Here is a 25,301-nt window from a genome sequence, read left to right as displayed (position 1 = left end):
TCGCTGTCGTACCTGACGACAGCTTGACACGGGAGACCGACGTCCACACCGAAGTTGGCCGACAATTCCGAGCACCCTCCTCCCTTCCTGTCGGACAACTCCCCTACGGTGGCGGAGTGACGTCGCCTTGGTCGGAGGGACAGGTCGCATCGGTCGCCCCCGATGCCGGCTCGCTCGCTGCCGCCGCAAAGCTGTCGGCCGCGTGGTCGGAGACGGGCAGCAACGGTGGCGCGCTCTGGGGACTGTGCCAGGGCAGCGGCAAGAGCCCCTATCGATCGGTCGTCGATCTCTCCGGGCCGGCGTACAACTGCTCGTGCCCGAGCCGGAAATTTCCCTGCAAACACACGCTCGGATTGTTGCTGATCTGGTCGCACGGCCGGGTCCCGGAGCGGTCCGAACCGCCGCCGTTCGCGGCGGACTGGCTGAGCCGCAGAGCGGGGCGGGCAGCCGCGCCGGCGGCTGCCGCCACCACGACGACGGCCGGTGCGAAGGCCACTGAACGCCGGACCGAGCGGGTGACGGCGGGCCTCGACGAACTCGACCTGTGGCTCACCGACCAGATCCGCGGCGGGCTCGGCGCAGCCGACATCTCGGCATCCGCGTTCGACGCCATCGCCGCCCGCATGGTCGACGCGCAGGCGCCCGGCGTCGCGTCCGCCCTGCGTCGCCTGCCGATCGTCGTGGCCACCCGCGCCGACTGGCCGGACCGGCTGCTCCGCGAGTACGCCAGGCTGCACCTCCTCGTCGTCGCCCATCGCCGTCTGAGCGAACTACCGGAACCACTGCAGGCGTCGGTGCGCTCGCACGTCGGGTACCCCGTGGGCACCGACAGCGTGCGCAGCGAGCCGGGAGTCCGTGACCGGTGGATGGTCCTGGGAATGCAGACCACCGAGGAGAAGCGCCTCTTCACCCGCAAGGTGTGGCTGATCGGCCGCAACCACGGTCGCCGCGCGATCCTCCTGGACTTCGCGCACGGCTCCGCGAACTTCTCGACAGTGGTCCCGCCGCTCGGTTCGCTCGTCGACGCCACCGTGCACTTCTACCCCGGCGCCGCGCCGCTGCGCGCCCAGTTCGGCGACGCTCACGAGACCCCCGAACCATTCACCACCGTCGCTCCGAGCGATATCGACACCGCTCTCGACCACTTCGCCGCCGCGGTCGGGGCCGACCCGTGGGTCCGCTCGTGGCCGGCGCTGCTCACCGGCGTCACCCCGGCAATCGACGACGGGCACTGGTTCCTCGTCGACGCGCAGGGGCGCGCGCTGCCGCTGTCCGGCGAAGACCCGGTCCTGTGGCGGCTCCTCGGAATGTCCGGCGGCCGTCCCGTCACCGTGTTCGGGGAGTGGACCAGTGAATCGCTGGTTCCCGTCTCGGTGTTCGATCGCGGCGACGTGTATCCGCTCGGGCCCGGCACGCCCTCGCCCGCGGCGGCGGGGAGCCGGCGATGAGCGAACTCCTGTCCGCCGCCCTGCTCGGCACGGCACGGTCCACCCCCTCGTTCGAGGATCTGGCCACCGGCGAACTGACGCAAGCGGTCAGCGGTGATCCGGCGGAGACCCTGCTGGGCGCCGCCGCGCTCGAGAACGCATACCGCGACGGCGGGGTCGCCGCCTCCGCGCGCGTGCTGCCCGCCCCCGCCGAGGACGATCCGCGGCTGCAGTTGCCGCCCGCGTCCGCGTCGCACCTGATGCAGTTGCTCGCAGCCAAGTCGTGGACGCTCACCGAGTGGTTCGCGGTCGTGGCCGAGCGGAATTACCGCGCGCCGGATCATCTCGTCGCCGACCTGATGGCCGTGGCCCGCACCAACGACACCCACCGCGAGAGCATCCTCCGACTGGTGGGCCCCCGCGGCCAGTGGCTCGCCGCGCAGAACCCGGACTGGTCGATGCTGGTCCGCCGATCCGATCGCACCGACGTGTGGACGCACGGCGCACACCAGGAACGACTGCAATGGCTCACGGCGATGCGGGCGGTGAACCCGGCGATCGCGATGACCGAACTGAGCCGCACCTGGGATTCCGAACGGGGCGAGCACCGGGCGGCGTTCATCGCCGTTCTGGGAACGGGGCTGAGTGATGCCGACTCCGCATTGCTCGAGCACGCACTCGACGACCGGCGGAAAGAGGTGCGCCAGCAGGCGGTCCAGTTGCTGCGCCAGCTGCCGAACTCCGCATACGCCGAGCGGATGGCCGCTCGCGCCCGGGCATGGGTGCGCGTGGAGAAGAAGCCGCTGCGCACCCGTCTCGTGGTGAACATGCCCGGCTCCCTGGACGATTCGGCCCGTCGCGACGGCATCGAGGACGTCCATTTCAAGAACAAGGGAATCCGCAGCTGGTGGTTGCGGATGGTGGTCACCGCCGCCCCCTTGTCGGTGTGGGAAGGCATGATCGGCTCCGCCTCCACCGCGTTGGAGATTCGGATCGAAGACCAGTGGCGGGAGGTGATGATGGAGGCGTGGACCACCGCGACCGTGCTGCAGCGCAATCCGCGCTGGGCGTCGGCTCTGCTGCACCGGGAGGGACGGACAACCGAACGGCGCGTCGTGCCGATCGTCCCCGCCCGCGAACGCCTCGCATACATCCTGTCGGGTCGCGCCGACTCCTACCTGCTGGGCGTCGACGGCGCCGCCCTGTTCGACGGTCTGCCCCACCCCTGGCCGCTCGACCTGGCCGAGCGGGTGATCGCTCGCCTCGAGGACGTCGCCGGGCGGCACGCCGAGACCGGCAAGGATCTGGGGCAGTTCTCCCGGCACAGCCACTACTCGACCCTCCGCAGCGCCGAGACGCATTTCCCGTTCGCTGCGGCGCCGCTTCTCCGAGCAGCCGCCGAACGCACCCGTGATCCCGGCTGGCACCAGGCATTCGCCACTGTCGCCACCAACATCGACCACCGCAGAACAGTCCTGAAGGAGCTCGAGTGACCGAGATCGCGGCCGCCCAGGCCGACCTGCTACGACCCCACGCCGAGCAGGCCTACGCCGACGAACTCGCCGCCCTCGCCGCGCACGACACCCGGCCCCGGCCACCGTCGTGGAAATTGTCTCCGTGGGCGGTCGTGACGTACCTGCTCGGCGGCGAACTCGACGACGGCACCGTCATCACCCCCAAGTACGTCGGTCCCCGCCGGCTCATCGAAGTGGCCGTCGCGACGCTTGCGACCGACCGCGCGCTGCTTCTGCTCGGCGTCCCCGGCACCGCGAAGACGTGGGTGTCCGAACACCTGTCGGCGGCGGTCTCCGGCGAGTCGACCCTGCTCGTCCAGGGAACGTCGGGGACGCCGGAGGAGGCCATCCGGTACGGCTGGAACTACGCGCGGCTTCTCGCCGAGGGCCCGACAGCGGGTGCACTCGTTCCGTCCCCCGTCATGACGGCCATGCAGGGCGGGCGGATCGCACGGGTCGAGGAACTCACCCGCATTCCCGCCGATGTGCAGGACGCGCTCATCACCGTGCTGTCGGAGAAGACGCTGCCCATCCCCGAACTGGGCACCGAGGTGCAGGCCGCCAAGGGTTTCAACCTGATCGCCACCGCGAACGACCGCGACCGCGGGGTCAACGAACTGTCCTCCGCGCTGCGCAGACGGTTCAACACGGTGGTCCTGCCGCTGCCCGCCGACGAGGAGGACGAAGTCGCCATCGTCGCGCGGCGCGTCGAGCAACTCGGGTCCTCGCTGGAACTGCCGGAGATTCCGGCGACCGTCGACGAGATCCGGCGCGTGGTCACCGTGTTCCGCGAACTCCGGTCGGGCGTCACCGGCGACGGCCGTACCAAGCTGAAGTCGCCGTCCGGAACGCTGTCCACGGCGGAGGCGATCTCCGTCGTCACCAACGGACTCGCCCTCGCCGCGCACTTCGGCGACGGGGTGCTCCGCCCGTCCGACGTCGCCGCCGGCATTCTCGGGTCCGTGCTGAAGGACCCGGTGGCCGACAAGGTCGTGTGGATCGAATACCTCGAGGCCGTGGTCCGCGAACGGGAGGACTGGGCCGACTTCTACCGGGCGTGCCGCGAGGTCACCGGGTGAACTCCGACGTCCGTGTCTTCGGCATCCGCCACCACGGGCCCGGTTCGGCACGATCGGTGCGGCGCGCGCTCGACGAATTCGTCCCCGACGCCGTCCTGATCGAAGGGCCCGCGGACGCCGATCCGCTGGTCGCGTTGACCGCCTCCGACACCATGGAACCTCCGGTGGCCCTGCTCGCGTATGCCACCGGGGAGCCCCGGACGGCGGCGTTCTGGCCGTTCGCCGTGTTCTCCCCGGAGTGGCAGGCGCTGTCGTGGGCGGCCGGGCGCGGCGTCGACGTCCGCTTCTGCGACCTTCCCGCCGCCAATACCCTCGCCGCAGACGACTCCGAGCCCCGTACCGAGGATCCGCTGACCCAGTTGGCCGCCGCGGCGGGCTACGACGACACCGAACGCTGGTGGGACGCCGTCATCGAATCGGGTTCGGGTCCCGACTCGTTCGACGCGATCACGGAGGCCATGACCGCGCTGCGGGACACCGTCGAACTCGACGAGCCCACCAGCAGGCGCGAGGCGTACATGCGGCAGACGCTGCGGAAAGTGATCAAGGGTGGCGCGCAGCGGATCGCGGTGGTGTGCGGCGCGTGGCACGCCCCGGCCCTCGCCGGTCCTCTCGGCCCGGCCACCGCGGACGCGCGAATCCTCAAGGGAATCCCCAAGATCAAGACCTCGCTCACGTGGGTGCCGTGGACGCATTCACGACTGTCCGCGGCATCGGGATACGGCGCCGGGATCACCTCCCCCGGCTGGTATCACCACCTGTTCACCGCACCGGACCGCACGATCACCCGATGGCTCACGAAGGTCGCGCGGGTGCTGCGGGACGAGGACCTTCCGGTATCGAGTGCGCACGTCATCGAATCCGTCCGTCTCGCAGACACGTTGGCTGCAATGCGTGCGCGGCCGCTGGCCGGTCTCTCCGAGGTCACCGAGGCCACCCGCGCCGTGATGTGCGACGGCGACGACGTCCTGCTCGACCTCATCACACGGCGACTCGTCGTCGGCGAGGCACTCGGCGCCGTCCCGGAGAACACCCCGACGGTTCCCCTCGACGCCGACCTGCGGGCGCGGGCGAAGACGCTGCGCCTCAAGCAGCAGGCCACCGAGAAGACCATCGACCTCGACCTGCGCCGAGACAACGACGTCGCGCGGTCCCGGCTCCTGCACCGCCTGCAGATCCTCGGTGTCGACTGGGGCACGCCGGCCGACAGTGACATCCGCGGCACCGGCACATTCCGCGAGACGTGGTCCCTCACCTGGAAACCCGAACTGGCGGTGTCGATCATCGAGGCGTCGCTGTGGGGCACCACCGTCGAGGCCGCGGCGACAGCGAAGGTGCGTGAGGAGGCGTCGGCCGGTGACGTCTCGCTCGCCCAGCTCACCGGGCTGCTCGAGCAGGCCCTCCTGTCGGATCTCGGCGATGCGCTGGCCGAACTGCTGCGGGCGCTGGAGACGGCGGCCACACTCGACCACGACGTGATGCACCTGATGGATGCCCTGCCCGCGCTCACCCGCACCTTGCGATACGGGGACGTCCGCGGCACCGACGTCTCGTCCCTCACCCGCGTCACCGACAGCCTGCTCGTCCGCATCTGCGCCGGACTGCCCACCGCGATATCGGGTCTGGACGACGACAGCGCACTCGACCTGCGCCGCGCCGTCGACGACGTCCACGCGGCGGTGATGCTGCGCGACGACGATCGTGCGTCGGCGCGGTGGCTCGGCACACTCGCAGGCCTCGTCGATCGCAGCGACGTGAACGGCCTCGTAATCGGGCGCATGGTCCGATTGCTCCGCGACGCAGGCACCGTCAGCGAAACCGAGTCCGCCACCCGACTGTCGCGGGCGCTGTCCGTCGGCGCCGATCCCTCCGCCAAGGCGGGGTGGGTCGACGGCTTCCTCGGCGGCGGAGGGCTGCTGCTGGTCCACGACCGGCAACTGCTGCAACTGCTCGACGGATGGGTGTCGGGACTACGCGAGCAGGACTTCGTCGACGTACTGCCACTGCTGCGGCGCACGTTCGGCGGGTTCGAAACCGGGGAACGCCGGGCGATCGGGCAGTCCGTGGAGGGCGGGTCCACCGCCGATGCCCGCGCCGAGGTCGACGCTCGTCGGGGCACGATCGCGATCCGGACGGTCGCGGACATTCTGGGGGTGACGTCGTGACCGAAGACGCGGAGCGGCTACGACGGTGGCGGCTGCTGCTCGGCAACGCCGCCGAGGAATCCACCGGCGGTCTCGCGTCCAAGACGGACGCGGCGATGGACGGCGCTCTGGCCGCCCTCTACGACACCAGCAGCGAAGGGTCGAAGAGCCGCCGTCGCGGCGCGGGTCTCGGCGGGTCGGCGCCGAAGGTCGCGCGCTGGCTCGGCGACATCCGCACCTACTTCCCGAGCAGCGTCGTGCAGGTGATGCAGAAGGACGCCATCGACCGGCTCGGCCTCACCCAGCTGCTCCTCGAACCCGAACTGCTCGACGCCGTCGAACCGGACGTCCACCTCGTCGGCACGCTGCTGAGCCTGAACCGGGCGATGCCCGAGACCAGCAAGGCCACCGCCCGGATGGTCGTCGAGAAGGTGGTCCGGGAGGTGGAGGAACGGATCGCGCAGAAGACCAGGACCGCCGTCACCGGTGCCCTGAACCGGTCGGCCCGCATCACCAACCCCAAGTACCGCGACATCGACTGGAATCGCACGATCCGCGCCAACCTCGCGCACTACCTCCCCGAGTACAAGACGGTGGTGCCGGAGCGGCTGCTGGGATACGGCCGCCGATCGCAGGCCGTGCATCGCGACGTCGTCCTCGCCATCGACCAGTCCGGGTCGATGGCGTCGAGCGTCGTGTACGCGTCCGTGTTCGGCGCGGTCCTCGCCTCGATGCGCGCGCTGAAGACGTCGCTGGTCGTGTTCGACACGGCGGTCGTCGACCTCACCGACAAGCTGTCCGATCCCGTCGACGTGCTGTTCGGCACGCAACTCGGCGGCGGCACCGACATCAACCGGGCCATCGCCTACAGCCAGTCACTGATCGACAGACCGACCGAATCGCTGTTCGTGCTGATCTCGGACCTGTACGAGGGCGGGATCCGCGCGGAGATGCTGCGGCGGATGGCGGCGATGACGAACGCGGGCGTCCAGGTGGTTGTTCTGCTGGCACTGTCCGACGACGGCGCCCCGTCGTTCGATCACGACAACGCCGCGGCCCTCGGGGTGCTCGGCATTCCCGCATTCGCCTGCACCCCGGACAAGTTCCCGGAACTGCTGGCGCTCGCACTCGAACGCGGCGACATCGGCAGGTGGGCGGACGGTCTTCAGACGGAGTGACCGCGGGTCAGCCGGCAGCCATCCGGCGGTCGCTGTGCAGTTCGGGGTGCGCGTCGGCGCGGATCCTGAGCAGGACCAGTCCGGAGACCGAGGCGACGATCAGCGATGCGACCGTCCAGGGAACGTGCAGTTCGGAGATCCCGACTCCCGCACCGACGAGTCCCACGAAAAGCAGGCTCCACATGATCGCTTTGACTGGACCGGACCCCATGGCAATGCTCCTTCACCGAGATTACGTACATCCCCCGTGAGTTCTGGTGTGCGCGCAGAACGTTAGCCGCGTCACACTGGGGTCCCTGTGCGACACGTCGTAAACGCTCTTTCCGATACCAATCCGAGACCTGGACCCGTGAGTACTTATTAACCGCGGGCGGTTAATAAGTACTCACGGGGGCGGCTAAATGATGCTGATGGTCCCCTGGGTGGTCGCCGACGCGAGCACCCGCAGGTGGTCGTCGGACCCGCCGAGGGTGTGCTCGATGGCGGTCAACCGGCTCACGTAGTGGCCGACCGGATACTCGGCCGTCATGCCGATGCCGCCGTGCATTTGGATCGCTTCCTGCCCGATCGTGCGGGCGGAGCGGCCGATCTGCAGTTTGGCGCGGGAGGCGACCACCGGATCGGCGGCTCCGCCGGCCAGCGACATCGTCGCGTAGAGACTCATGCTGCGAGCCAGTTCCAGCAGCACGTACATGTCGGCCGCACGGTGCGTGAGCGTCTGGAACTTCGCGATCGGGACACCGAACTGCTTGCGGGTCTTCAGGTACTCGGTGGTCAGTCGCAGCGCTTCCTCCATCGCGCCGACGGCCTCCGCACACAGTGCCGCCTGCGCCCGGATCTGCGCGCTCTCGATCGCCGACGATGCGTCGCCGCCCGCACCGAGAGGCTCCGCCGGGGTGTCCGACAGTTCCACCTGCGCGGCCCGCAATCCGTCGTGGGTCGCGTAGGCGGTGCGGGTCAGGCCGCTGGCATCGGCGTCGACGAGGAACAGTCCGACCCCACCGTCCGGGAGTGCCGCCGTGACGACCAGGGTGTTCGCGCTACCGCCGTGCGGAACGGGGTTCTTGGTACCGGTGAGGGTCCACGCGTCGCCGTCCTTCTTCGCGGTCGTGGACACCTGGGTGGACGGCCAGCGCACACCCGGTTCCCGATCGGCGAAGGCCAGCAGGAGATTGCCCTCGGACACGTCCGGCAGAATCCGGCGGCGCTGCTCCGTGCTGCCGGCCGCAGCGATCAGACCGCCGGGGACGAGCACGGCGTCGAGGACGGGTTCGGGCGCGAGGCGGCGGCCGATCTCGGTCATCACCGATGCGACCTCGACCGGTCCGGCGCCCATTCCGCCGTCTTCCTCGTCGAAGCTCAGGCCCAGCAGTCCCACCTCGGCGAGTTGCTTCCACACCTGCGGGCTCCACCCCTGCTCGGTGTCGGTGACGGTGTTGCGCTTCTCCGCGTCGTAGCTGCGGCCCAGCAGTTCGCGGGTGGTGTCGCGCAGCAGTTTCTGTTCGTCGGTCAGTTCGAAGTCCATGTCACGCCCTCACAATCCGAGGATCGAGGAGGCGATGATGCTGCGCTGCACTTCGCTCGATCCGCTGTAGATGGAAACCTTGCGGTAGTTCAGATACGTCGGAGTCGTCCGCTGCGCCCAGAGCGGCGAGGCGATGCCGTCACCTGCGGCGAAGGGCAGGGAGTCGGGTCCCGCGACGTCGGTCAGCAGTTCGAGTGTGGCCTGCTGCAGTTCGGACCCGCGCAGCTTCAGCAGCGACGACGCCGGGTTCGGCTTGCCGTCGGCCGAACTGGCCACCACCCGCAGCTGGGTGAGTTCGAGCGCGATGATCTCGTTCTCCAGTTCGGCGATCCGGGCGGCGAACAGCGGATCGTCGAGCAGCGTCCCCTCGCCGACCGAGATCTCGGCTGCGCGTTCCTTCGCCTGCGCGAGACGGACTTTGGAGAATCCCAGCCTGGTCACACCGGTGCGCTCGTTGCCGAGCAGGAACTTGGCGTAGCTCCAGCCCTGGTTCTCCTCGCCCACGAGGTTCTCGGCCGGCACGCGCACGTCCTCGAAGAAGATCTCGTTGACCTCGTAGCCGCCGTCGATCAGCTTGATCGGGCGCACCGTGACGCCGGGCGTCTTCATGTCGACGAGGATGAACGAGATGCCGGCCTGCTTCTTGGGGGCGTCCGGGTTGGTGCGGGCAAGGACGAAGATCCAGTCGGCATGCTGCGCGAGGGTGGTCCACGTCTTCTGGCCGTTGATCACGTAGTCGTCGCCGTCGCGGACGGCGCGGGTCTTCAGCGACGCGAGGTCGGAGCCGGCCTCGGGTTCGGAGAATCCCTGGCACCACCAGATGTCGAGGTTGGCGGTCGGGGGAAGGAACTTCTCCTTCTGCTCCTGCGAACCGAAGGCCGCGATGACGGGGCCGACCATGCTGGTGTTGAACGCGAGCGGCTCGGGTACCGACGCGAGCTGCAGTTCGTCGAGCCAGATGTGCTTCTGCACCGGAGTCCAGTCGCGGCCGCCCCACTCGACCGGCCAGTGCGGCGTCGCGAGCCCGTTGGCGTTCAGAATCCGCTGGGACTCGATGAATCCTTCCTTCCCCACTTCTTCACCACGCGCATACCGCTCGCGGATCTCCGCCGGAATCTGCGTGGTGAAGAACGTTCGCATCTCGTCGCGGAACGCCAGCTCCTCGTCGGTCAAGGCCAGATTCATCGGAATTCCTTCGCACTCGAGGTCGGATTCATGTTCTGTTCCCGACGTTACTCCCTCGTGCGACTCCGCCGCCCGTGAGTACTTGTTAACCGCCCGCGGTTAACAAGTACTCACGGGTCAGGCGGTGCGAAGGACGAGCAGATACGCACCACCGGCGGCATCGATCTGCGTCTCGACGTTCAGTTCCGGTGCAAGACGGGACAACCTGTCGAGCAACCACTCCGCCGCGTCCTCGGCGTCCGATTTGCCCGGGCATCGCGCCACCGCCACCCGTCCGCCCTTGCGGCCGAGTTGTTCGACCACACCGATGATCGGGGCGGGATCGACGACGAACAACCGGTCGGGCCACGGCACGACCGGTTTGACGGCACCCTTCTTGGTGTTGCACGCCCGGTGCGCAAGGCGTTCGACGCCGCCCTTCGCCTTGGCCTTCTTCGCGGTGACGACGCTGTCGATGCTGGGGCCACGCGGATCGTTGACCGACATGTCGGGGTCCACCGGTTCGTCACACAGCCAGCAACGCCACGACTCGCGGTCGCCGACCTCTCGAAGAGTACTCATGGGCGCCAACGCTACCCGGACGACTGAACCGGATCGAAGCCCGAAATCAGCCAGTTGTCGCCGGACTTGGTGAGCTCGACGGTGATGCTCGTCGCCGTTGCCGCCGGTTCCGGTTTCGCCGCACTGGTGGTGGTCTGATTGACGAACAACAGCACGGTCGCGGTGTCGGCCGCCACCTCGACCGGACCGGACGCGGCCACCGTCGCCTGGGTCGCGACCTGGCTCTCCTTGGCCGCCGGGACGACGACGTCCGTCGTGAACTGTGTGTAGTAGTCGAGGAACTCCCCCGTCAGGCGTTCCTTCGCGGCGCCGACGTCGTTCTCCACCGTGTCCGGCTTGTAGGACAGCAGGGCGATCGCGCCCTGCGACGCGGTGTCGGTGACGGTGGCGCGGACGGCGTCGTCGACGCGCTGGTCGGGTCGGTAGAGCGTGAAGTACAGAACCCCCGCCAGCACGGCCGCGGCCGCGGTGAGCGCGCCCAGAATCAGGAGGAGTCTGCGGGACTTCGGCGATGCGTCGGTACTCACTGCACGAACCCCGCCTTCACGATCTTGTACGTGCCGTCCTCGAGTTGCATCGTCACCCGCATCCGCTGACCGCGCGGCTCCTCGGCCGCGCCGCCCGCATTGGACACCTTCTGCGCGACCGCGACGAGCACGTCCGCGGAGTCGCCGTTCTGCGTCTCGATCGCAGCCTGGCGCACCTCCCCCTGGGACTTGACCTTGGCCTCCTGCATGACCGCGATGAGGTCCTTGGATCGGGCTTCGAATTCGTCGCGGAATTCTCCGGCCGAGCCGTCGAGTACCTTCTGCACGTCTTCGTCGGCCCGCTCGAAGTCCATCGTCGTCAGATTCACGACGCCCTGCCGCGCTGCTTCGAGGATCTCGGATCTCTGCTGAGCCTCCTGCGCCGCCTGCCGGTGTGTGTAGCCGAAGTAGCCGCTGACCGCGACGAACGCGAGTGCGAGGACGGCCAGAACCACCACACCCGCGGCGACGGCCGGCGTCCGTGCCTGGGGAGCGGCGTCCTCACCGGTGGGCTCTTCCGCCATGGGGTTCCTTCCGTCGGGCTGCGTCTGTATTACCTGCATCACGTCAGATGTTACCGGGTAGTCATATCAAATATTTTTGGGTGTCTCCCGTCACGGGATCCGCGGACGGAAAGGCGCGTGGGAGACCCCGCGTACGGTCGGTGATCATTACTGTTGAGGAGAAGGCAGGCGACTCGAAGGGGATCCACGATGACCAGCGATTCAGGGGCACGCAGCCGCGTGCAGTTCGGTGCCGGGGCGACGCCGGAACTCGTCAGTTCCGAGGGACGGACCATCATCGCGGACGCCGTGGTCGCCAAGATCGCCGGGATCGCCACCCGTGAGATCAACGGCGTCTACGACGTGGGCGGCGGTACCGCGCGCGCTGTCGGTGCCCTCCGCGATCGGATCCCCGGCGCCCGCGTCAACCACGCCCAGGGCGTCGCCGTCGAAGTCGGCGAGAAACAGGCCGCCATCGACATCGGCATCGTCGCGGAATACGGTGTCGCATTGCACGAACTCGCGGTCGGCATCCGGCGCAACGTCATCGCGGCCGTCGAGCGCATGACCGGGCTCGAAGTGACCGAAGTGAACATCACCGTCTTCGACGTCATGCTGTTCGACGAATCCGAGGCCGCGTCCGAGCTCGACGGCAAACCGAGGGTGCAGTGACCGGACCACTTCCACCGGACACCCACGCCGAGGACATCTCCGAACGCATCGTCGCCGCCGTCCTCGCCATCCCCGGAGTGGCAGCGATGCACGGCGGCGCGTTCGGTGAAGTCGCGACCTACCTGCCCGGACGCCGGGTGACCGGGGTGACCGTCGGCCCCACGTCCTGTGCCGTCCACCTCGCGGCTCGCTACCCCGCCAACGTCGTCGACACCGCCGAAAGAGTGCGGGCCGCAGTGGAATCGCTGGTGGACGTCCCCGTCGACGTGACCATCGAAGATCTCCTGACAGAGACAGGACAATCTCAATGAACAGCACAATCACAGGCCTGATCGTCGGGTTACTTCTCGCCATCGCCGGCATCCTCGGTGGTTTCAGCGGATTCGTCTTCGCCGTCCTCCTCGGCGCGCTGGGCATGGCCGTCGGCGCGCACCGCGACGGCCACCTCGATCTCGGCGCCATCCTCCGAAGCCGCGGCCGTGGCTGAACCCTTCACCGCACCCCCCGCCGGTCCGCATGACGACGCGGCGCTCGACGACACCGCCCTGCGCGGCGAACTGGTCATCAAGGAGCGCGCCGTCGTGAAGATCGCCGTCGCCGCAGCACTCCAGGTACCCGGCGTCGTCAAGCAGTCCGGTGGGCTGTCCCGCCTGACGGGGCGGGAACTCCCCCGCGCCGACGTCTCGACGGGAGCGGGCGCCGTCGCGATCAACCTGTACATCGCGGTGCAGTGGCCGTGCCACCTCGACCTCGTCAACCGCCGGCTCCGCGCGCAGGTGCACCGTCAGGTCGAGCAGATGACGGGCATGCCGGTCATCGAACTCAACATCGTGGTCGTCGGAACGGAATCCGCCGCCCCCGAAGACAGTTCGGCCGAAGGCCGTTACTCCGAACAGGGCGATCCGGCGGTGCCGCCCGCCCCGGTGGCGCCCCTCCGGCCACGCACGCCGCGCGCGACCCCGGCCGCTGTGCCCGCCGCGATCATCGTCGCCGTCGGGGCCCTCGGTCTCGCGGTCGTCGCAGCGCGTGAGCTGCTCATCATGCGCGGCACCTTCGCCAACGCGCCCTGGATCCGCAACACCGTGCAATGGCTGGGCCGGCTGCACTGGTCCGAGTGGATCGTCCCCGTCGCCGCAGGCGCGATCGTGCTGGGGGTCGTGTTCATCGTCGCGGCCCTCAAACCGCGGCCGCGCACCCACCTGCCGCTCGCAGTCGGTGACACCCCGATCGTCTGGCTCCGCCCCACCGACCTCGCTCGCAACTCCAGTAGTCACGCCAAGACCGTCCCCGGCGTGCTGTCGGCGCACACGACGGTCGACCGCAAACACGTCACCGTCCGCGTGGTGCGCACCGAGTCGACACCCGCCGGCGACGTGGCCATTTCCGTACGCGAGGCCGTGGAACCGACGCTGTCGCTGCTCGGCACGTCCCCCGAACTCCGAGTGCAGGTGAAACCGTGAGACATCGGACCGCCGCCGTCAACCGGGTCATCGTCCTGCTCGTAGGGCTCGCACTCCTCGGATTTGGCGCGTACGCCGTGGCCTGGGACCTCCAGGTTCCGATCGTCCGCGAATGGGTGTCGCGGTACGACCGCGCGCGTGTCACCGCACTCCCCGACCAGGACTGGTGGGGCTGGGCGCTCGCCGCGACGGTCGTCGTGGGGCTGGTCTTCGGGATCGTGCTCCTCGCCCTGGACCTCACCCGGCGACGCACATCCCCCGTCGCCGTACCGGACCGCGAATCGGGCACCTACGTCACCGTCGACCTCGGCTCTCTCGCCAACGGAGTCGCCAGCGAACTCGCGCAGTACCCCGGAGTGCGGCAGACACGCGCTCGCGCCGTCATCGAACGCGGACTCCCCACCCTGTCGATCGTCGTAACCGCCGACCCCACCCTCGACATGTACGACTTCACCCGCAAATCCGAGGACGTCGCGTCCTGGGTCGCATCGACCCTCGGCGGTGAAGAGGTCGCCACCCAGGTCCTGCTCCACCTCGACCGCGCCGACCACCCGGTGCACGTCGAAAGCTGACACGCGGCGTTCCGGTCTCGGTAGGTTCGGTGCCATGGAATACGTGGTGTTCTACGCGACCGATCCGACCACCGCCGCCAGGATTCCGGAGATCTATCCACGACACCGGAAGTACCTCGACGCGTTCGCCGCGGAAGGTGGGCTGCTCGGTATCGGACCGTTCGACGACCCGGCGAGCAACGGGTCCATGGCGATCTTCAGCAGCCGCGAGCGCGCAGAACAATTCATCGCCCGCGACCCGTTCGTCCTCGAGGGCATCGCGCATCCCAGCGACATCCGAGAATGGGATGCGTTGAACTACCGCTGAGTGTCACACCCCGAAAACGCCAATGGCGCCCACCCCGGAGGGTGAGCGCCATTGGCGTTGGTGGAGCTAGATCACTTGTTGATCTTCGTGACCTTGCCGGCGCCGACGGTACGGCCGCCTTCGCGGATCGCGAAGCGCAGGCCCTCGTCCATGGCGACGGGCTGGATCAGCTTGACGGACATCTCGGTGTTGTCACCGGGCATGACCATCTCGGTGCCCTCGGGCAGCGTCACAACGCCCGTCACGTCCGTGGTACGGAAGTAGAACTGCGGACGGTAGTTGTTGAAGAACGGCGTGTGGCGGCCGCCCTCGTCCTTGGACAGGATGTACGCCTGGCCCTCGAACTCGGTGTGCGGGGTGGTGGTGCCGGGCTTGACGACAACCTGTCCACGCTCGACATCTTCGCGCTTGATACCACGAACCAGCAGACCGACGTTGTCACCGGCCTGGCCCGAGTCAAGGAGCTTGCGGAACATCTCGATACCCGTGACCGTGGTCTTGGTCTTGGTTTCCTTGATGCCGACGATCTCGACGTCCTCGTTGACGTTGATCACGCCACGCTCGATACGACCGGTGACGACGGTGCCACGACCGGTGATCGTGAAGACGTCCTCGACGGGCATGAGGAAGGGCTTCTCGGTCTCGCGGACCGGGTCCGGGATGGACTCGTCGACCGCAGCCATGAGCTCGAGGATGTTCTTGGTCCACTCCGGGTCGCCCTCGAGCGCCTTGAGTGCGGAGACCTTGACAACCGGAGCGTCCTCGTCGAACTCCTGCGCAGCGAGGAGCTCACGGACCTCCATCTCGACGAGCTCGATGATCTCGTCGTCGTCCACCATGTCGGCCTTGTTCAGGGCGACGAGGATGTACGGCACGCCGACCTGGCGGGCGAGCAGCACGTGCTCACGCGTCTGGGGCATCGGGCCGTCGGTGGCCGCGACCACGAGGATGGCGCCGTCCATCTGCGCCGCACCGGTGATCATGTTCTTGATGTAGTCGGCGTGACCGGGAGCATCGACGTGCGCGTAGTGGCGCTTCTCGGTCTGGTACTCAACATGCGAGATGTTGATCGTGATACCGCGAGCCTTCTCCTCAGGAGCCTTGTCGATCTCGTCGAAGGCCGAAGCCTCGTTGAGATCCGGGTACGCGTCGTGCAGAACCTTGGTGATGGCCGCGGTCAGCGTGGTCTTGCCGTGGTCGACGTGACCGATGGTGCCGATGTTCACGTGCGGCTTCGTCCGCTCGAACTTCGCCTTCGCCACTGTGTGTCCTCCTGGACTGATTGATGCTTGCGGTATGCAGCAGTGCGGTTGTTATTACTGGGTCGTGCTTCGGCCGGCTGGAACCGAGGTTACTCGCCGGTCGCCTTGGCGATGATTTCCTTCGAGACGTTCGCGGGAACCTCTGCGTAGGAATCGAACACCATGGAGAAGTTCGCCCGGCCCTGGGTCTTCGACCGCAGATCACCGATGTAACCAAACATCTCCGAGAGCGGAACCAGCGCCTTCACGACACGGGCACCACTGCGTTCCTCCATGGCCTGGATCTGGCCACGGCGGGAGTTCAGGTCGCCGATCACGTCACCCATGTATTCCTCGGGTGTGGTGACCTCGACAGCCATGAGCGGCTCGAGAATGACCGGGCCGGCCTTGCGGGCGGCTTCCTTCAGCGCCTGCGAACCGGCGACCTTGAAGGCCATTTCCGACGAGTCGACGTCGTGGTAAGCACCGTCGAGCAGCGACAGCTTCAGGTTCACCAGCGGGTAGCCGGCGAGAACGCCGTACTGCATCGCGTCCTGCGCGCCTGCATCCACGGAAGGGATGTACTCGCGAGGGATGCGACCGCCGGAAACCTTGTTCTCGAACTCGTAGGTGGCACCGTCTTCGCCGACGAACGGCTCCAGCGCGATGATCACCTTGGCGAACTGGCCCGATCCACCCGTCTGCTTCTTGTGGGTGTAGTCGTGCTTCTCGACCTTCTTGGTGATGGTCTCGCGGTAGGCAACCTGCGGCTTGCCGACGTTGGCCTCGACCTTGAACTCGCGACGCATACGGTCGACGAGGATGTCGAGGTGGAGCTCGCCCATGCCGCCGATGACGGTCTGGCCGGTCTCCTCGTCGAGCTCGACGGAGAACGTCGGGTCCTCTTCGGCGAGCTTCTGGATCGCGGTGCCCAGCTTCTCCTGGTCGGACTTGGTCTTGGGCTCGATCGAGACCTGGATGACCGGGTCCGGGAAGCTCATGGACTCGAGCACGATCGGGGCGTCCTGTGCACACAGGGTGTCACCGGTCGTGGTGTCCTTCAGACCGATCATCGCGTAGATGTGGCCGGCCACGGCCTCGTCGACCGGGTTCTCCTTGTTGGCGTGCATCTGGAAGAGCTTTCCGATGCGCTCCTTCTTGCCCTTGGTCGCGTTCATGACCTGGGCGCCCGGATCGATCCGGCCGGAGTACACGCGGACGAACGTCAGCTTGCCGAAGAACGGGTGCGAAGCGATCTTGAAGGCCAGAGCCGAGAACGGCTCTTCCTTGCTCGGCTTACGAGTGAGGATCTCTTCTTCGTTGCCCAGGGCGTGACCCTGGACCTCGCCGATGTCCAGCGGGTTCGGCAGGTAGTCGATGACCGCGTCGAGCATGGGCTGAACGCCCTTGTTCTTGAACGCGGAACCGCACAGAACCGGGTACAGCTCGGAGTTGACCGTCATCTTGCGGATGGCGCCCTTGATCTCCTCGACGGAGAGCTCCTCGCCGGCGAAGTACTTCTCCATGAGCTTTTCGTCGGACTCGGCAACCGTCTCGAGCAGCTTCTCGCGGTACTCGGCAGCCTTGTCGGCGAGATCGGCCGGGATCTCCTCGATGGTGGGCTCGGCGCCGATGGCGACCGTGCCACGCCAGGTGACAGCCTTCATCTCGACCAGGTCGACGACGCCGTCGAAGTCGTCCTCGGCGCCGATCGGCAGCTGCAGGACGAGCGGCTTCGCGCCGAGGCGGTCGATGATGGTCTGGACCGTGAAGTAGAAGTCCGCGCCCATCTTGTCCATCTTGTTGACGAAACAGATGCGCGGAACGTCGTACTTGGCGGCCTGACGCCACACCTGCTCCGACTGGGGCTCGACGCCCTCTTTGCCGTCGAACACTGCGACGGCGCCGTCGAGCACGCGGAGCGAACGCTCCACCTCGACGGTGAAGTCGACGTGGCCCGGCGTGTCGATGATGTTGATCTGGTTGTTGTTCCAGAAGCAGGTCACCGCGGCAGAGGTGATCGTGATGCCGCGTTCCTTCTCCTGTTCCATCCAGTCCGTGGTCGAGGCACCGTCGTGCGTCTCACCGATCTTGTAGTTGACACCGGTGTAGAACAGGATGCGCTCGGTGGTCGTGGTCTTGCCGGCATCGATGTGCGCCATGATGCCGATGTTGCGGACCTTGTTCAGGTCGGTCAGCACTTCCTGTGCCACAGGATTCTTCCCCGCTCGTAGCTCGTGTATCGGGTGTCGGCCTCCCCGGTGTTCCACCAGCGGGGCCATTGTCTCGAGTTGTAGATCAGCCGGTCCCCGGTAGGGGCCCGACGTGCGACGACGCCGGAGCAGTCACGGTAGGTGACTGCTCCGACGTGACGTCACCAGCGGTAGTGGGCGAATGCCTTGTTGGCTTCGGCCATCTTGTGAGTGTCCTCACGGCGCTTCACAGCGGCACCCAAGCCGTTGCTGGCATCGAGGAGCTCGTTGGCGAGACGCTCGACCATGGTCTTCTCGCGGCGCTGCCGGGAGAAGGTCACGAGCCAGCGGAGCGCGAGGGTGGTGGAGCGGCCCGGACGGACCTCGACCGGCACCTGGTAGGTGGCGCCACCGACACGGCGGCTGCGGACCTCGAGGGCGGGCTTGACGTTGTCCAGTGCGCGCTTGAGGGTGACGACCGGGTCGGTGCCGGTCTTCTCGCGCGCCTGCTCGAGTGCTTCGTAGACGATGCGCTCGGCGGTGGACTTCTTGCCGTCCAGGAGAATCTTGTTGACGAGCTGCGTCACCAGGGGCGAACCGTAGACCGGGTCGTTGATGAGCGGACGCTTCGGAGCGGGGCCCTTACGTGGCATTAGCTCTTCTCCTTCTTGGCGCCGTAGCGGCTGCGGGCCTGCTTGCGGCCCTTGACACCCTGGGTATCGAGCGAGCCACGGATGATCTTGTAGCGCACACCGGGGAGGTCCTTCACACGACCACCGCGGACGAGCACCATCGAGTGCTCCTGCAGGTTGTGACCCTCGCCCGGGATGTAAGCGGTGACCTCGACGGAGCTGGTCAAGCGCACACGCGCGACCTTACGGAGCGCCGAGTTCGGCTTCTTCGGGGTGGTGGTGTACACGCGGGTGCACACGCCACGACGCTGCGGGCTGCCCTTGAGGGCTGCCGTCTTGACCTTCGCGGTCTTGTCGCGGCGGCCCTTGCGGACCAGCTGGTTGATGGTTGGCATTTACCGGCTTTCTTCGTGTTGAACAGACTGCTCTGGACAAGCAACCTTGGCTGTTCTGAAATTAGGGATCTAGCAGTTGGGGCAAGAGAGCTGCTGCCCCTCACCCGCACCTCGAGCTGCACCCGAGGTCGGGTGTGTCGCATACCCCCACACAGGCAGCCGGATGCTCGTTCCATGCAGAAATCTGCACGAACGCGCGCACGGCAATACCTCGCTAGGCACACAGATCGGCCCGGGCATGCCGGACACGACCCACAACGATACCCGGCGGCGCGCCGGAAGGTCAAAGTGGGTTGGCAGTGGTAAGGGCTGACCTGCGATGTGGGGTACTGCGCGGAGCTGTCGGTACGGACACGGGCACATCAACTACTCAGATTGAGCGTCAGATCCGCAAGCGTCGATGCCGCTTCACACGGGTCTGCCGCCCCCGTCTGGAACTGTACCCACCAGCCGACGACGCCCGCGGAGGGTGATCCGACCGTCACTCCGCACGCCCCCGGATCGCCGGGGGGACGCATCACGACGGCCTTGCGCCCCTGGATGGTGGAGGACTCCACGGTGTAGCCGAGCTTCTCGCCTGTCGACTTCTCCGTGTCGAGGGAGCCCGTCTCGAACCAGTTGAACGTCACCTTCACCGGACCGTTGGCGCCGACCGCGTCCCAGCGGCAGATCGCGCCGAAGAAGCCCCGCTCGATGGCGTCGGCGCCGACGGTCTGGGCGATCTGTTCGTCGGCGACGGCGTTGCACTCCTCCAACAGGGCCGTGAACTGTTCGGTGTCACCGGACGAGGACGCCCCCTCCGCCCTGGGCGAGCCCTCGATCGTCGACCCGCACCCCGCGATCAGCCCGACCGCGGTGGCCGCGGCCAGCACCCGCACCGCACGCCACGTCCCGCTGCTCATCACTCCCCCGCTCACTTGGCCCTCGACACGCTGAGTTCGGCGAGATCGCGCGCCACCGTGCACGGGTCCGCCGCAGGTTGCGCATCCGCGTACATCACCGACCAGTGCACGAAGTCACCCCCGAACTCCACACCGAGTTCGCACAGAATTCCTTCGGACGACGCAATGAATCCGGGATGCCCCTGGATATCGATGTCGGTGGCCGGCCTGCCGATCAGCTCGGAACCCGCCCGCTCGCGGCCGATGGGACTGCCGCGGTACCAGGAGAACGTCACGCTGGGACCGCCGATTCCCGCGGTTTCCCACTCGCAGCCGACGGAATTACGCGTCACGCCGGTGAAGGTCGGCATCCCGAACGCCTTCGCCACCTCGTCGTCGGTGACCGAACCGCACTGACCGAAGAACGGGCCCGGATCGGTCACCTGCGGGAGTTGCTGCGCGGGGGGTTCGGTACCGGAATCGTCTCCGTCTCCCCCACAGCCGGCCAGACCGGCCGCGACGGTGATCAGGACGAGCGCTCCCCATTTCCGGCCCATGGTCGGTGACTCTACCGATCCCCGCGCTCTTTGCCCGGTCAGTCGAGAACGGCCACGTCGAGGCTCCGCGGCTCTACCGACTGACCGCTCCGCGGCTGTCCGGACGGTAACGCCGCGTCCAGCTGCGCCGCCCACTGCCGCACGATCTCCGCCCGTCGTTTGGAGTCGTCCGTGAGCACGTCGGCCAGACCGAGTCCGCGGGCGAGATCGAGGGTGGCCTGGACGAGCCGGTGCGCCACCGGGTCGGCGTCGTCGAACCCGAAGTGTTCGACGGCGGTGCGGTGCGCGACCCGCCCGAACCGCTCCTCGAGCGGCACGATCCGGGCCCGGAGTTCGGGGTCGGCTGCGGCGGCCGTCCAGACCTGCAGCGCCGCCTTGAACAGGGTGCCCGTGTAGTAGTCGACGAGCCGCGACACCACCGCCTCGGTGCGTCCCTCCCCGGTCGGCAGATCGGTGGCTTCGCGCCGGGCCTGCTCCATCCGCGCGTCGAACATGACCTCGAGTGCCGCGGTGATGAGGTCTTCGCGGGTGGGAAAATGGTGCTGGGTCGCGCCGCGGGACACGCCGGCGCGCTGGGCGACGAGGCTCACCGTGGTGGCACCCCAGCCCAGCTCGGCGAGGCAGTCGATGGTGACCTCGAGGAGATGCCCGCGCGTGACCCGGCTACGGTCCTGCTTCGGTTCGCGGGTCATGTGTCACTTCCTCTCGTCGCGCTGCGCGCCCGTGAGCGGGTGACGAGTCCAGAGACTCGTCAACCACGCACGGGGCCGGAGGCCCATCTCGGCGGCCGCTTCTGCAGAAACGCCATCATGCCCTCCCGCGCCTCCTCGGATTCGAACAGCCTCGCCGACTGGGCGGTCAGCTCGTCGGTGTAGCGGTCGAAATCGGCGAGCACACTGCGCGTCGTCAGGGTCTTCGATTCGGCCAGACCCTGCGGCGACGCCTGCCGCAACTGGTCCAGCAACTCCTCGACGGTGTCCTCGGGATCCTCGGCGGACTCGCTGATCAGCCCGACGGCCTCCGCCTCGTGCGCACCGAACTTCTCGCCCGTGAGGAGGTAGCGGCTCGCCGCGCGCGAATCGATACGCGGCAGCACCGTCAACGAGATGATCGACGCGGCAAGTCCGAGCCGGACCTCGGTGAGCGCGAACGTGCTGCGCGGGCCGGCGACGGCGATGTCGCAGGCCCCGACCAAGCCCATGCCCCCGGCCCTGACGTGACCGTCGATCCGGGCGATCACCGGCTTCGGCAACTCGACGATGGCCCGCAGCAGGTCGGCCATCTGCCGGGTCCGCGAGCCGACGTCGCCGGACGTCTCACTCAAATCCGCCCCGGCGCAGAACGTGCCGCCGGTGTGGGTGAGGACGACGCCGCGGACGTCGTTGTCCGCGGCGGCGTCCCGCAATCCCTGCAGCAGTTCGTCCACGAGCCTGCCGGAGATCGCGTTCCTGTTGTGGGGCGAATCGAGGGTGAGGGTGGCGAACCCCCGGTTCACCTCGTACCGGACGTACCGGTCGGCTTCCACGTCGGTCATGTGCTGTCCGTTCGACATCAGTACGACTTCGGCAGCCCGAGCGAGTGCTGGGAGACGAAGTTCAGGATCATTTCCCGGCTCACCGGGGCCACACGGGCGATGCGTGCCGCGCCGAGCATCGCCGCGAGACCGTATTCCTTTGTCAGGCCCGCGCCACCGTGCGTCTGGACAGCCTGGTCGAGTGCCTTGATGCTGGCTTCGGCGGCGGCGTACTTGGCCATGTTGGCGGCCTCGGCGGCGCCGAAGTCGTCGCCGCTGTCGTAGAGGACGGCCGCCTTCTGCATCATCAGCTTGGCGAGTTCGAGTTCGATCTTGATCTGCGCCAGCGGATGCGAGATGCCCTGGTGCGCGCCGATCGGCTCCTTCCACACCGTGCGTTCCTTCGCGAACCGCACCGCGGCGTCCAGCGCGTACCGGCCCATGCCGATCGCCATGGCGGCGCCGAGTATGCGTTCGGGGTTGAGACCCGCGAACAGCTGCATCAACGCCGCGTCGGCCTCGCCGACGAGCGCGTCGGCGGGCAGCCGGACGTCGTCGAGGAACAGCATGAACTGGTGGTCGGGCTCGACGATGTCCATCTCCATCGGCGTCTTCACGAAGTTCTCGGCGTCGGTGGGGACGATGAACAGTGCAGGCTTCAGCTTGCCGGTCTTCGAGTCCTCGGTCCGCGCGACGATCAGCACGGCGTCGGCCTGGTCGACCCCGGAGATGTAGATCTTGTTCCCCGACAGCAGCCAGTCCTCAGCTTGACCATCACCCCTCGCTTCGCTCGACCGGACCCGACGCGCGGTGGTCGTGATCTGGTGCGAGTTCGAACCCGCGTCGGCCTCGGTGATGCCGAACGCCATGATCTTCGAACCGTCGGCGAGGCCGGGGAGCCAGGCCTGCTTCTGCTCCTCGGTGCCGTACTTGCCGATGATCGTGCCGCAGATGGCCGGCGACACGACCACCAGCAGGAGGCCGGCGCCGTGGGCCGCGAGCTCTTCCTGAACGAGGGCGAGTTCGTAGATGCCTGCCCCGCCGCCCCCGTATTTCTCGGGGAGATTGACGCCGAGAAAGCCGAGTTTGCCCGCCTCGTTCCACAATTCGGTCAGCGGTTCGCTGCGCCGCGCCCGGGGCAGCACGTAGTCGATGTAGTTGAACCGCTCCCCGAGCCTCGACACGGAGGCGCGGAGTTCCTTCTGTTCTTCGGTCTCGATGAAGCTCATAGTTCTCCTCCAGGCTGCGCTGCTTCGACTACTGCAAGGACCGTTCCCACGTCGACCTGCTGACCGGCGGTCACGGAAAGTTCGGTGAGGACACCGGAGGCCGGTGCCTTGATCGTGTGTTCCATCTTCATCGCCTCGAGCCACACGATCGGCTGACCGGCGGTCACGGTGTCGCCGGCCGCGGCGCCGAGGCGGATGACGGAACCCGGCATCGGCGCGAGCAGCGACCCCTCGGCGACGACGGCGCTCGGATCGGTGAATCGCGGTGCGGCGTGCAGGCTCACCGGGCCCAGGGCGGAGTCGACGAACACGTCGTCCCCGTACCGGGACACCGCGAACGAGCGGCGCAGCCCCGCGACGTCCAGTGCGACGTGCCGCGCCGTGGCCGACACGAGCGCGACGTCGTCGAAGCCCTCGGCCTTCAGCCCGTACCGGGTGAGCAGGTACCGGATCTCGAGGTCACCGCCTCCGCCCGTGAACGTCTTGCTCTGCGGTGCGGACGCCAGGTTCCGCCATCCGCTGGGCAGCGAGGTGTTCACGGTCGCGACGTCGCGGTTGTGCGCGGCGTCCGCGAGTGCGGCGGCCAGCGCCGACAATCGCTCGGTGTCGGCCGAGGCCAGCGGACGGGCCAGCACGTCCAGCCCGTGCGTGTCGAAGAACGCCGTGTCCGTGTCGCCGGCGAGGAATGCCGGGTGGCGGAGCACGTTGACGAGGAGGTCGCGGTTGGTGCGCAGTCCGTGGATCTGCGCACGACTCAGGGCCGTGGCCAGCCGGGTGGCCGCCTGTGTGCGGGTGGGCGCGAACGCGATGACCTTCGCGAGCATCGGGTCGTAGTGCACGCCGACGGTGGATCCGTCGACCACGCCGGAGTCGAGGCGGATCCCCGGGGAGCGCAGGACGTCGAATTCGACCGCGTTCTCGGGCAGGTCCAAGCGGTGGACCGGTCCGCTCTGCGGCTGCCAGTTCTGCGCCGGATCCTCGGCGTACAACCGGACCTCGATGGAATGGCCGGACACGGCGGGCGATTCGGCGCCGAGCGCCTGCCCGGACGCCACCTGCAGTTGCAGTTCCACGAGGTCGAGGCCGGTGGTGCATTCCGTGACCGGATGTTCCACCTGCAGCCGGGTATTCATCTCGAGAAAATAGAAGTCACCCGCGTCCGGGTCGTCTCCCCCTCGCTCCGCTCGACCGGAAGCCAGGAACTCGACCGTTCCCGCACCCTCGTAATCGATGGCCTTCGCCGCGAGCCGGGCGGCCTCGAACAGTCGCTCGCGCATCCCGGGGACGGCTTCGACCAACGGCGACGGCGCCTCTTCCACCACCTTCTGGTGCCGACGCTGGATGGAGCATTCACGCTCCCCCACCGCCCAGACGGTCCCCTGCCGGTCGGCCATCACCTGGACCTCGATGTGCCTGCCCGTTTCCAGGTACCGCTCGCAGAACACGGTCGGGTCGCCGAACGCCGACTGCGCTTCGCGGCGGGCGCCTTCCAGCTGTTCCGGAAGGTCCGCGAGCTCACGCACGACACGCATGCCGCGTCCGCCGCCACCTGCGGACGCCTTGACGAGAACCGGCAGGTCCGCTTCGGTGACGGCGCCCGGGTCGAGTTCGGTCAGCACCGGGACTCCGGCGGCAGCCATCATCTTCTTGGACTCCACCTTCGAACCCATCATCTCGATGGCGGGCGCGGGCGGCCCGATCCACGTCAGGCCCGCGTCGTGGACGGCGCGCGCGAAGTCCGCGTTCTCGGAGAGGAACCCGTAGCCGGGGTGGATGGCATCGGCGCCGGCGAGCAGTGCCGCCTCGATGACGAGGTCACCGCGCAGGTACGTGTCGGCGGGACTGTTGCCCGGCAACCGGACCGCGGTGTCGGCCTCGGCGACGTGCGGGCTGAGTGCGTCGGCGTCCGAGAACACGGCGACGGTCCCGATGCCTGCGCGGCGGCAGGTGGCGAAGACGCGGCGGGCGATCTCACCACGATTGGCAACCAGTACGGACTGGATCATG

At 67.9% G+C, this 25,301-nt stretch carries 27 protein-coding genes; 11 read left to right on the top strand and 16 right to left on the bottom strand.

Annotated features, from left to right (window positions below; genetic code table 11):
- The first annotated feature begins 116 nt into the window (after positions 1-116).
- From QM841_RS04825 to QM841_RS04805, 5 genes are read left to right on the top strand one after another with little or no spacing between them, the layout of a single operon-like run.
- Positions 117-1,448, top strand: a complete 1,332-nt coding sequence (locus QM841_RS04825) for an SWIM zinc finger family protein (RefSeq protein ID WP_283331096.1) — start codon at positions 117-119, stop codon at positions 1,446-1,448.
- Positions 1,445-2,920, top strand: coding sequence for a DUF5691 domain-containing protein (locus QM841_RS04820; protein WP_283331095.1), 1,476 nt, complete (start codon positions 1,445-1,447; stop codon positions 2,918-2,920). Before QM841_RS04825 ends, QM841_RS04820 begins: the two co-directional genes overlap by 4 nt.
- Positions 2,917-4,020 (top strand): ATP-binding protein, encoded by a 1,104-nt coding sequence (locus QM841_RS04815; protein ID WP_283331094.1) that lies wholly within the window; start codon positions 2,917-2,919, stop codon positions 4,018-4,020. Before QM841_RS04820 ends, QM841_RS04815 begins: the two co-directional genes overlap by 4 nt.
- A complete protein-coding gene (locus QM841_RS04810) occupies positions 4,017-6,185 on the top strand; it encodes a DUF5682 family protein (RefSeq protein ID WP_283331093.1) in 2,169 nt (722 codons plus the stop codon). Before QM841_RS04815 ends, QM841_RS04810 begins: the two co-directional genes overlap by 4 nt.
- A complete protein-coding gene (locus QM841_RS04805; protein WP_283331092.1) occupies positions 6,182-7,342 on the top strand; it encodes a VWA domain-containing protein in 1,161 nt (386 codons plus the stop codon). Before QM841_RS04810 ends, QM841_RS04805 begins: the two co-directional genes overlap by 4 nt.
- A 7-nt stretch (positions 7,343-7,349) precedes the next feature.
- Here the strand turns inward: QM841_RS04805 and QM841_RS04800 are convergent, their stop codons facing one another.
- The 6 genes from QM841_RS04800 to QM841_RS04775 form a co-directional block, all read right to left on the bottom strand.
- The gene (locus tag QM841_RS04800) at positions 7,350-7,553 is read right to left on the bottom strand and encodes a hypothetical protein (protein ID WP_005252231.1); all 204 of its coding nucleotides are present in this window, start codon (positions 7,551-7,553) and stop codon (positions 7,350-7,352) included.
- Between the two features lie 186 nt (positions 7,554-7,739).
- Positions 7,740-8,867: an acyl-CoA dehydrogenase family protein gene (locus QM841_RS04795; RefSeq protein WP_283331091.1), complete on the bottom strand. Its 1,128-nt coding sequence runs from the start codon at positions 8,865-8,867 to the stop codon at positions 7,740-7,742.
- A 9-nt stretch (positions 8,868-8,876) separates the two neighbouring features.
- Entirely contained in the window at positions 8,877-10,052 is a 1,176-nt protein-coding gene (locus QM841_RS04790) for an acyl-CoA dehydrogenase family protein (RefSeq protein WP_280779966.1), read from the bottom strand.
- A gap of 117 nt (positions 10,053-10,169) precedes the next feature.
- Entirely contained in the window at positions 10,170-10,613 is a 444-nt protein-coding gene (locus QM841_RS04785; protein ID WP_005252226.1) for a hypothetical protein, read from the bottom strand.
- Between the two features lie 11 nt (positions 10,614-10,624).
- Entirely contained in the window at positions 10,625-11,140 is a 516-nt protein-coding gene (locus QM841_RS04780; protein WP_283331090.1) for an Rv1363c family protein, read from the bottom strand.
- Complete coding sequence (locus QM841_RS04775; protein WP_283331089.1) at positions 11,137-11,664, bottom strand: Rv1363c family protein; 528 nt, start codon at positions 11,662-11,664, stop codon at positions 11,137-11,139. Before QM841_RS04775 ends, QM841_RS04780 begins: the two co-directional genes overlap by 4 nt.
- 189 nt (positions 11,665-11,853) lie before the next feature.
- On the opposite strand from QM841_RS04775, the gene QM841_RS04770 reads away from it, so the two are divergent.
- From QM841_RS04770 to QM841_RS04745, 6 genes are read left to right on the top strand one after another with little or no spacing between them, the layout of a single operon-like run.
- Positions 11,854-12,315, top strand: coding sequence for an Asp23/Gls24 family envelope stress response protein (locus QM841_RS04770; RefSeq protein WP_005252221.1), 462 nt, complete (start codon positions 11,854-11,856; stop codon positions 12,313-12,315).
- Positions 12,312-12,626, top strand: a complete 315-nt coding sequence (locus tag QM841_RS04765) for an Asp23/Gls24 family envelope stress response protein (protein WP_283331088.1) — start codon at positions 12,312-12,314, stop codon at positions 12,624-12,626. Before QM841_RS04770 ends, QM841_RS04765 begins: the two co-directional genes overlap by 4 nt.
- Positions 12,623-12,802 (top strand): hypothetical protein, encoded by a 180-nt coding sequence (locus QM841_RS04760; RefSeq protein WP_005252219.1) that lies wholly within the window; start codon positions 12,623-12,625, stop codon positions 12,800-12,802. The genes QM841_RS04765 and QM841_RS04760 overlap by 4 nt, the downstream gene beginning before the upstream one ends.
- The gene (locus QM841_RS04755) at positions 12,795-13,775 is read left to right on the top strand and encodes a DUF6286 domain-containing Asp23/Gls24 family envelope stress response protein (RefSeq protein ID WP_283331087.1); all 981 of its coding nucleotides are present in this window, start codon (positions 12,795-12,797) and stop codon (positions 13,773-13,775) included. The genes QM841_RS04760 and QM841_RS04755 overlap by 8 nt, the downstream gene beginning before the upstream one ends.
- Positions 13,772-14,347: an Asp23/Gls24 family envelope stress response protein gene (locus tag QM841_RS04750; RefSeq protein WP_283331086.1), complete on the top strand. Its 576-nt coding sequence runs from the start codon at positions 13,772-13,774 to the stop codon at positions 14,345-14,347. The genes QM841_RS04755 and QM841_RS04750 overlap by 4 nt, the downstream gene beginning before the upstream one ends.
- A gap of 34 nt (positions 14,348-14,381) precedes the next feature.
- Positions 14,382-14,654, top strand: a complete 273-nt coding sequence (locus tag QM841_RS04745) for a YciI family protein (protein WP_283331085.1) — start codon at positions 14,382-14,384, stop codon at positions 14,652-14,654.
- A gap of 71 nt (positions 14,655-14,725) precedes the next feature.
- Here QM841_RS04745 and tuf read toward each other — a convergent pair whose 3' ends face one another.
- The 10 genes from tuf to QM841_RS04695 all read right to left on the bottom strand — a co-directional run bounded on the left by tuf (position 14,726) and on the right by QM841_RS04695 (position 25,300).
- Positions 14,726-15,916: an elongation factor Tu gene (gene tuf / locus QM841_RS04740; protein WP_005252203.1), complete on the bottom strand. Its 1,191-nt coding sequence runs from the start codon at positions 15,914-15,916 to the stop codon at positions 14,726-14,728.
- 89 nt (positions 15,917-16,005) lie between these two features.
- Complete coding sequence (gene fusA, locus QM841_RS04735) at positions 16,006-18,108, bottom strand: elongation factor G (RefSeq protein ID WP_005258137.1); 2,103 nt, start codon at positions 18,106-18,108, stop codon at positions 16,006-16,008.
- Between the two features lie 161 nt (positions 18,109-18,269).
- Positions 18,270-18,740: a 30S ribosomal protein S7 gene (gene rpsG, locus QM841_RS04730; protein WP_005252199.1), complete on the bottom strand. Its 471-nt coding sequence runs from the start codon at positions 18,738-18,740 to the stop codon at positions 18,270-18,272.
- Positions 18,740-19,114, bottom strand: coding sequence for a 30S ribosomal protein S12 (rpsL, locus tag QM841_RS04725; RefSeq protein WP_005252198.1), 375 nt, complete (start codon positions 19,112-19,114; stop codon positions 18,740-18,742). The genes rpsG and rpsL overlap by 1 nt, the downstream gene beginning before the upstream one ends.
- Positions 19,115-19,476: 362 nt before the next feature.
- On the bottom strand, positions 19,477-20,016 hold the full coding sequence (locus QM841_RS04720; protein ID WP_011594824.1) for a DUF3558 domain-containing protein: 540 nt from the start codon (positions 20,014-20,016) through the stop codon (positions 19,477-19,479).
- A gap of 11 nt (positions 20,017-20,027) precedes the next feature.
- The gene (locus QM841_RS04715) at positions 20,028-20,552 is read right to left on the bottom strand and encodes a DUF3558 domain-containing protein (RefSeq protein WP_105418854.1); all 525 of its coding nucleotides are present in this window, start codon (positions 20,550-20,552) and stop codon (positions 20,028-20,030) included.
- A gap of 38 nt (positions 20,553-20,590) precedes the next feature.
- A complete protein-coding gene (locus QM841_RS04710; RefSeq protein WP_283331084.1) occupies positions 20,591-21,244 on the bottom strand; it encodes a TetR/AcrR family transcriptional regulator in 654 nt (217 codons plus the stop codon).
- Between the two features lie 59 nt (positions 21,245-21,303).
- Entirely contained in the window at positions 21,304-22,104 is an 801-nt protein-coding gene (locus QM841_RS04705) for an enoyl-CoA hydratase family protein (RefSeq protein ID WP_283331083.1), read from the bottom strand.
- Entirely contained in the window at positions 22,104-23,294 is a 1,191-nt protein-coding gene (locus tag QM841_RS04700; RefSeq protein WP_283331082.1) for an acyl-CoA dehydrogenase family protein, read from the bottom strand. The genes QM841_RS04705 and QM841_RS04700 overlap by 1 nt, the downstream gene beginning before the upstream one ends.
- Positions 23,291-25,300: an acetyl/propionyl/methylcrotonyl-CoA carboxylase subunit alpha gene (locus tag QM841_RS04695; protein WP_283331081.1), complete on the bottom strand. Its 2,010-nt coding sequence runs from the start codon at positions 25,298-25,300 to the stop codon at positions 23,291-23,293. The genes QM841_RS04700 and QM841_RS04695 overlap by 4 nt, the downstream gene beginning before the upstream one ends.
- Between the last annotated feature and the right edge of the window lies 1 nt (position 25,301).

This window comes from Rhodococcus sp. IEGM 1307 (assembly GCF_030056915.1).
Taxonomy (GTDB): Bacteria; Actinomycetota; Actinomycetes; order Mycobacteriales; family Mycobacteriaceae; genus Rhodococcus_F; species Rhodococcus_F opacus_D.
Note: the sequence above shows the minus strand (reverse complement) of the source record. Positions and strands in the feature narration are given on the sequence as shown.

Excerpts from the sequence above, each read along its gene's own strand:
- QM841_RS04775 (WP_283331089.1), bottom strand. The coding sequence starts at position 11,664 with ATGGCGGAAGAGCCCACCGGTGAGGACGCCGCTCCCCAGGCACGGACG.
- QM841_RS04745 (WP_283331085.1), top strand. The coding sequence starts at position 14,382 with ATGGAATACGTGGTGTTCTACGCGACCGATCCGACCACCGCCGCCAGG.
- QM841_RS04820 (WP_283331095.1), top strand. The coding sequence starts at position 1,445 with ATGAGCGAACTCCTGTCCGCCGCCCTGCTCGGCACGGCACGGTCCACC.
- QM841_RS04800 (WP_005252231.1), bottom strand. The coding sequence starts at position 7,553 with ATGGGGTCCGGTCCAGTCAAAGCGATCATGTGGAGCCTGCTTTTCGTG.
- rpsG (WP_005252199.1), bottom strand. The coding sequence starts at position 18,740 with ATGCCACGTAAGGGCCCCGCTCCGAAGCGTCCGCTCATCAACGACCCG.
- QM841_RS04700 (WP_283331082.1), bottom strand. The coding sequence starts at position 23,294 with ATGAGCTTCATCGAGACCGAAGAACAGAAGGAACTCCGCGCCTCCGTG.
- QM841_RS04790 (WP_280779966.1), bottom strand. The coding sequence starts at position 10,052 with ATGAATCTGGCCTTGACCGACGAGGAGCTGGCGTTCCGCGACGAGATG.
- QM841_RS04795 (WP_283331091.1), bottom strand. The coding sequence starts at position 8,867 with ATGGACTTCGAACTGACCGACGAACAGAAACTGCTGCGCGACACCACC.
- QM841_RS04710 (WP_283331084.1), bottom strand. The coding sequence starts at position 21,244 with ATGACCCGCGAACCGAAGCAGGACCGTAGCCGGGTCACGCGCGGGCAT.
- QM841_RS04695 (WP_283331081.1), bottom strand. The coding sequence starts at position 25,300 with ATGATCCAGTCCGTACTGGTTGCCAATCGTGGTGAGATCGCCCGCCGC.
- rpsL (WP_005252198.1), bottom strand. The coding sequence starts at position 19,114 with ATGCCAACCATCAACCAGCTGGTCCGCAAGGGCCGCCGCGACAAGACC.
- QM841_RS04760 (WP_005252219.1), top strand. The coding sequence starts at position 12,623 with ATGAACAGCACAATCACAGGCCTGATCGTCGGGTTACTTCTCGCCATC.
- QM841_RS04720 (WP_011594824.1), bottom strand. The coding sequence starts at position 20,016 with ATGAGCAGCGGGACGTGGCGTGCGGTGCGGGTGCTGGCCGCGGCCACC.
- QM841_RS04715 (WP_105418854.1), bottom strand. The coding sequence starts at position 20,552 with ATGGGCCGGAAATGGGGAGCGCTCGTCCTGATCACCGTCGCGGCCGGT.
- QM841_RS04785 (WP_005252226.1), bottom strand. The coding sequence starts at position 10,613 with ATGAGTACTCTTCGAGAGGTCGGCGACCGCGAGTCGTGGCGTTGCTGG.
- QM841_RS04705 (WP_283331083.1), bottom strand. The coding sequence starts at position 22,104 with ATGTCGAACGGACAGCACATGACCGACGTGGAAGCCGACCGGTACGTC.
- QM841_RS04770 (WP_005252221.1), top strand. The coding sequence starts at position 11,854 with ATGACCAGCGATTCAGGGGCACGCAGCCGCGTGCAGTTCGGTGCCGGG.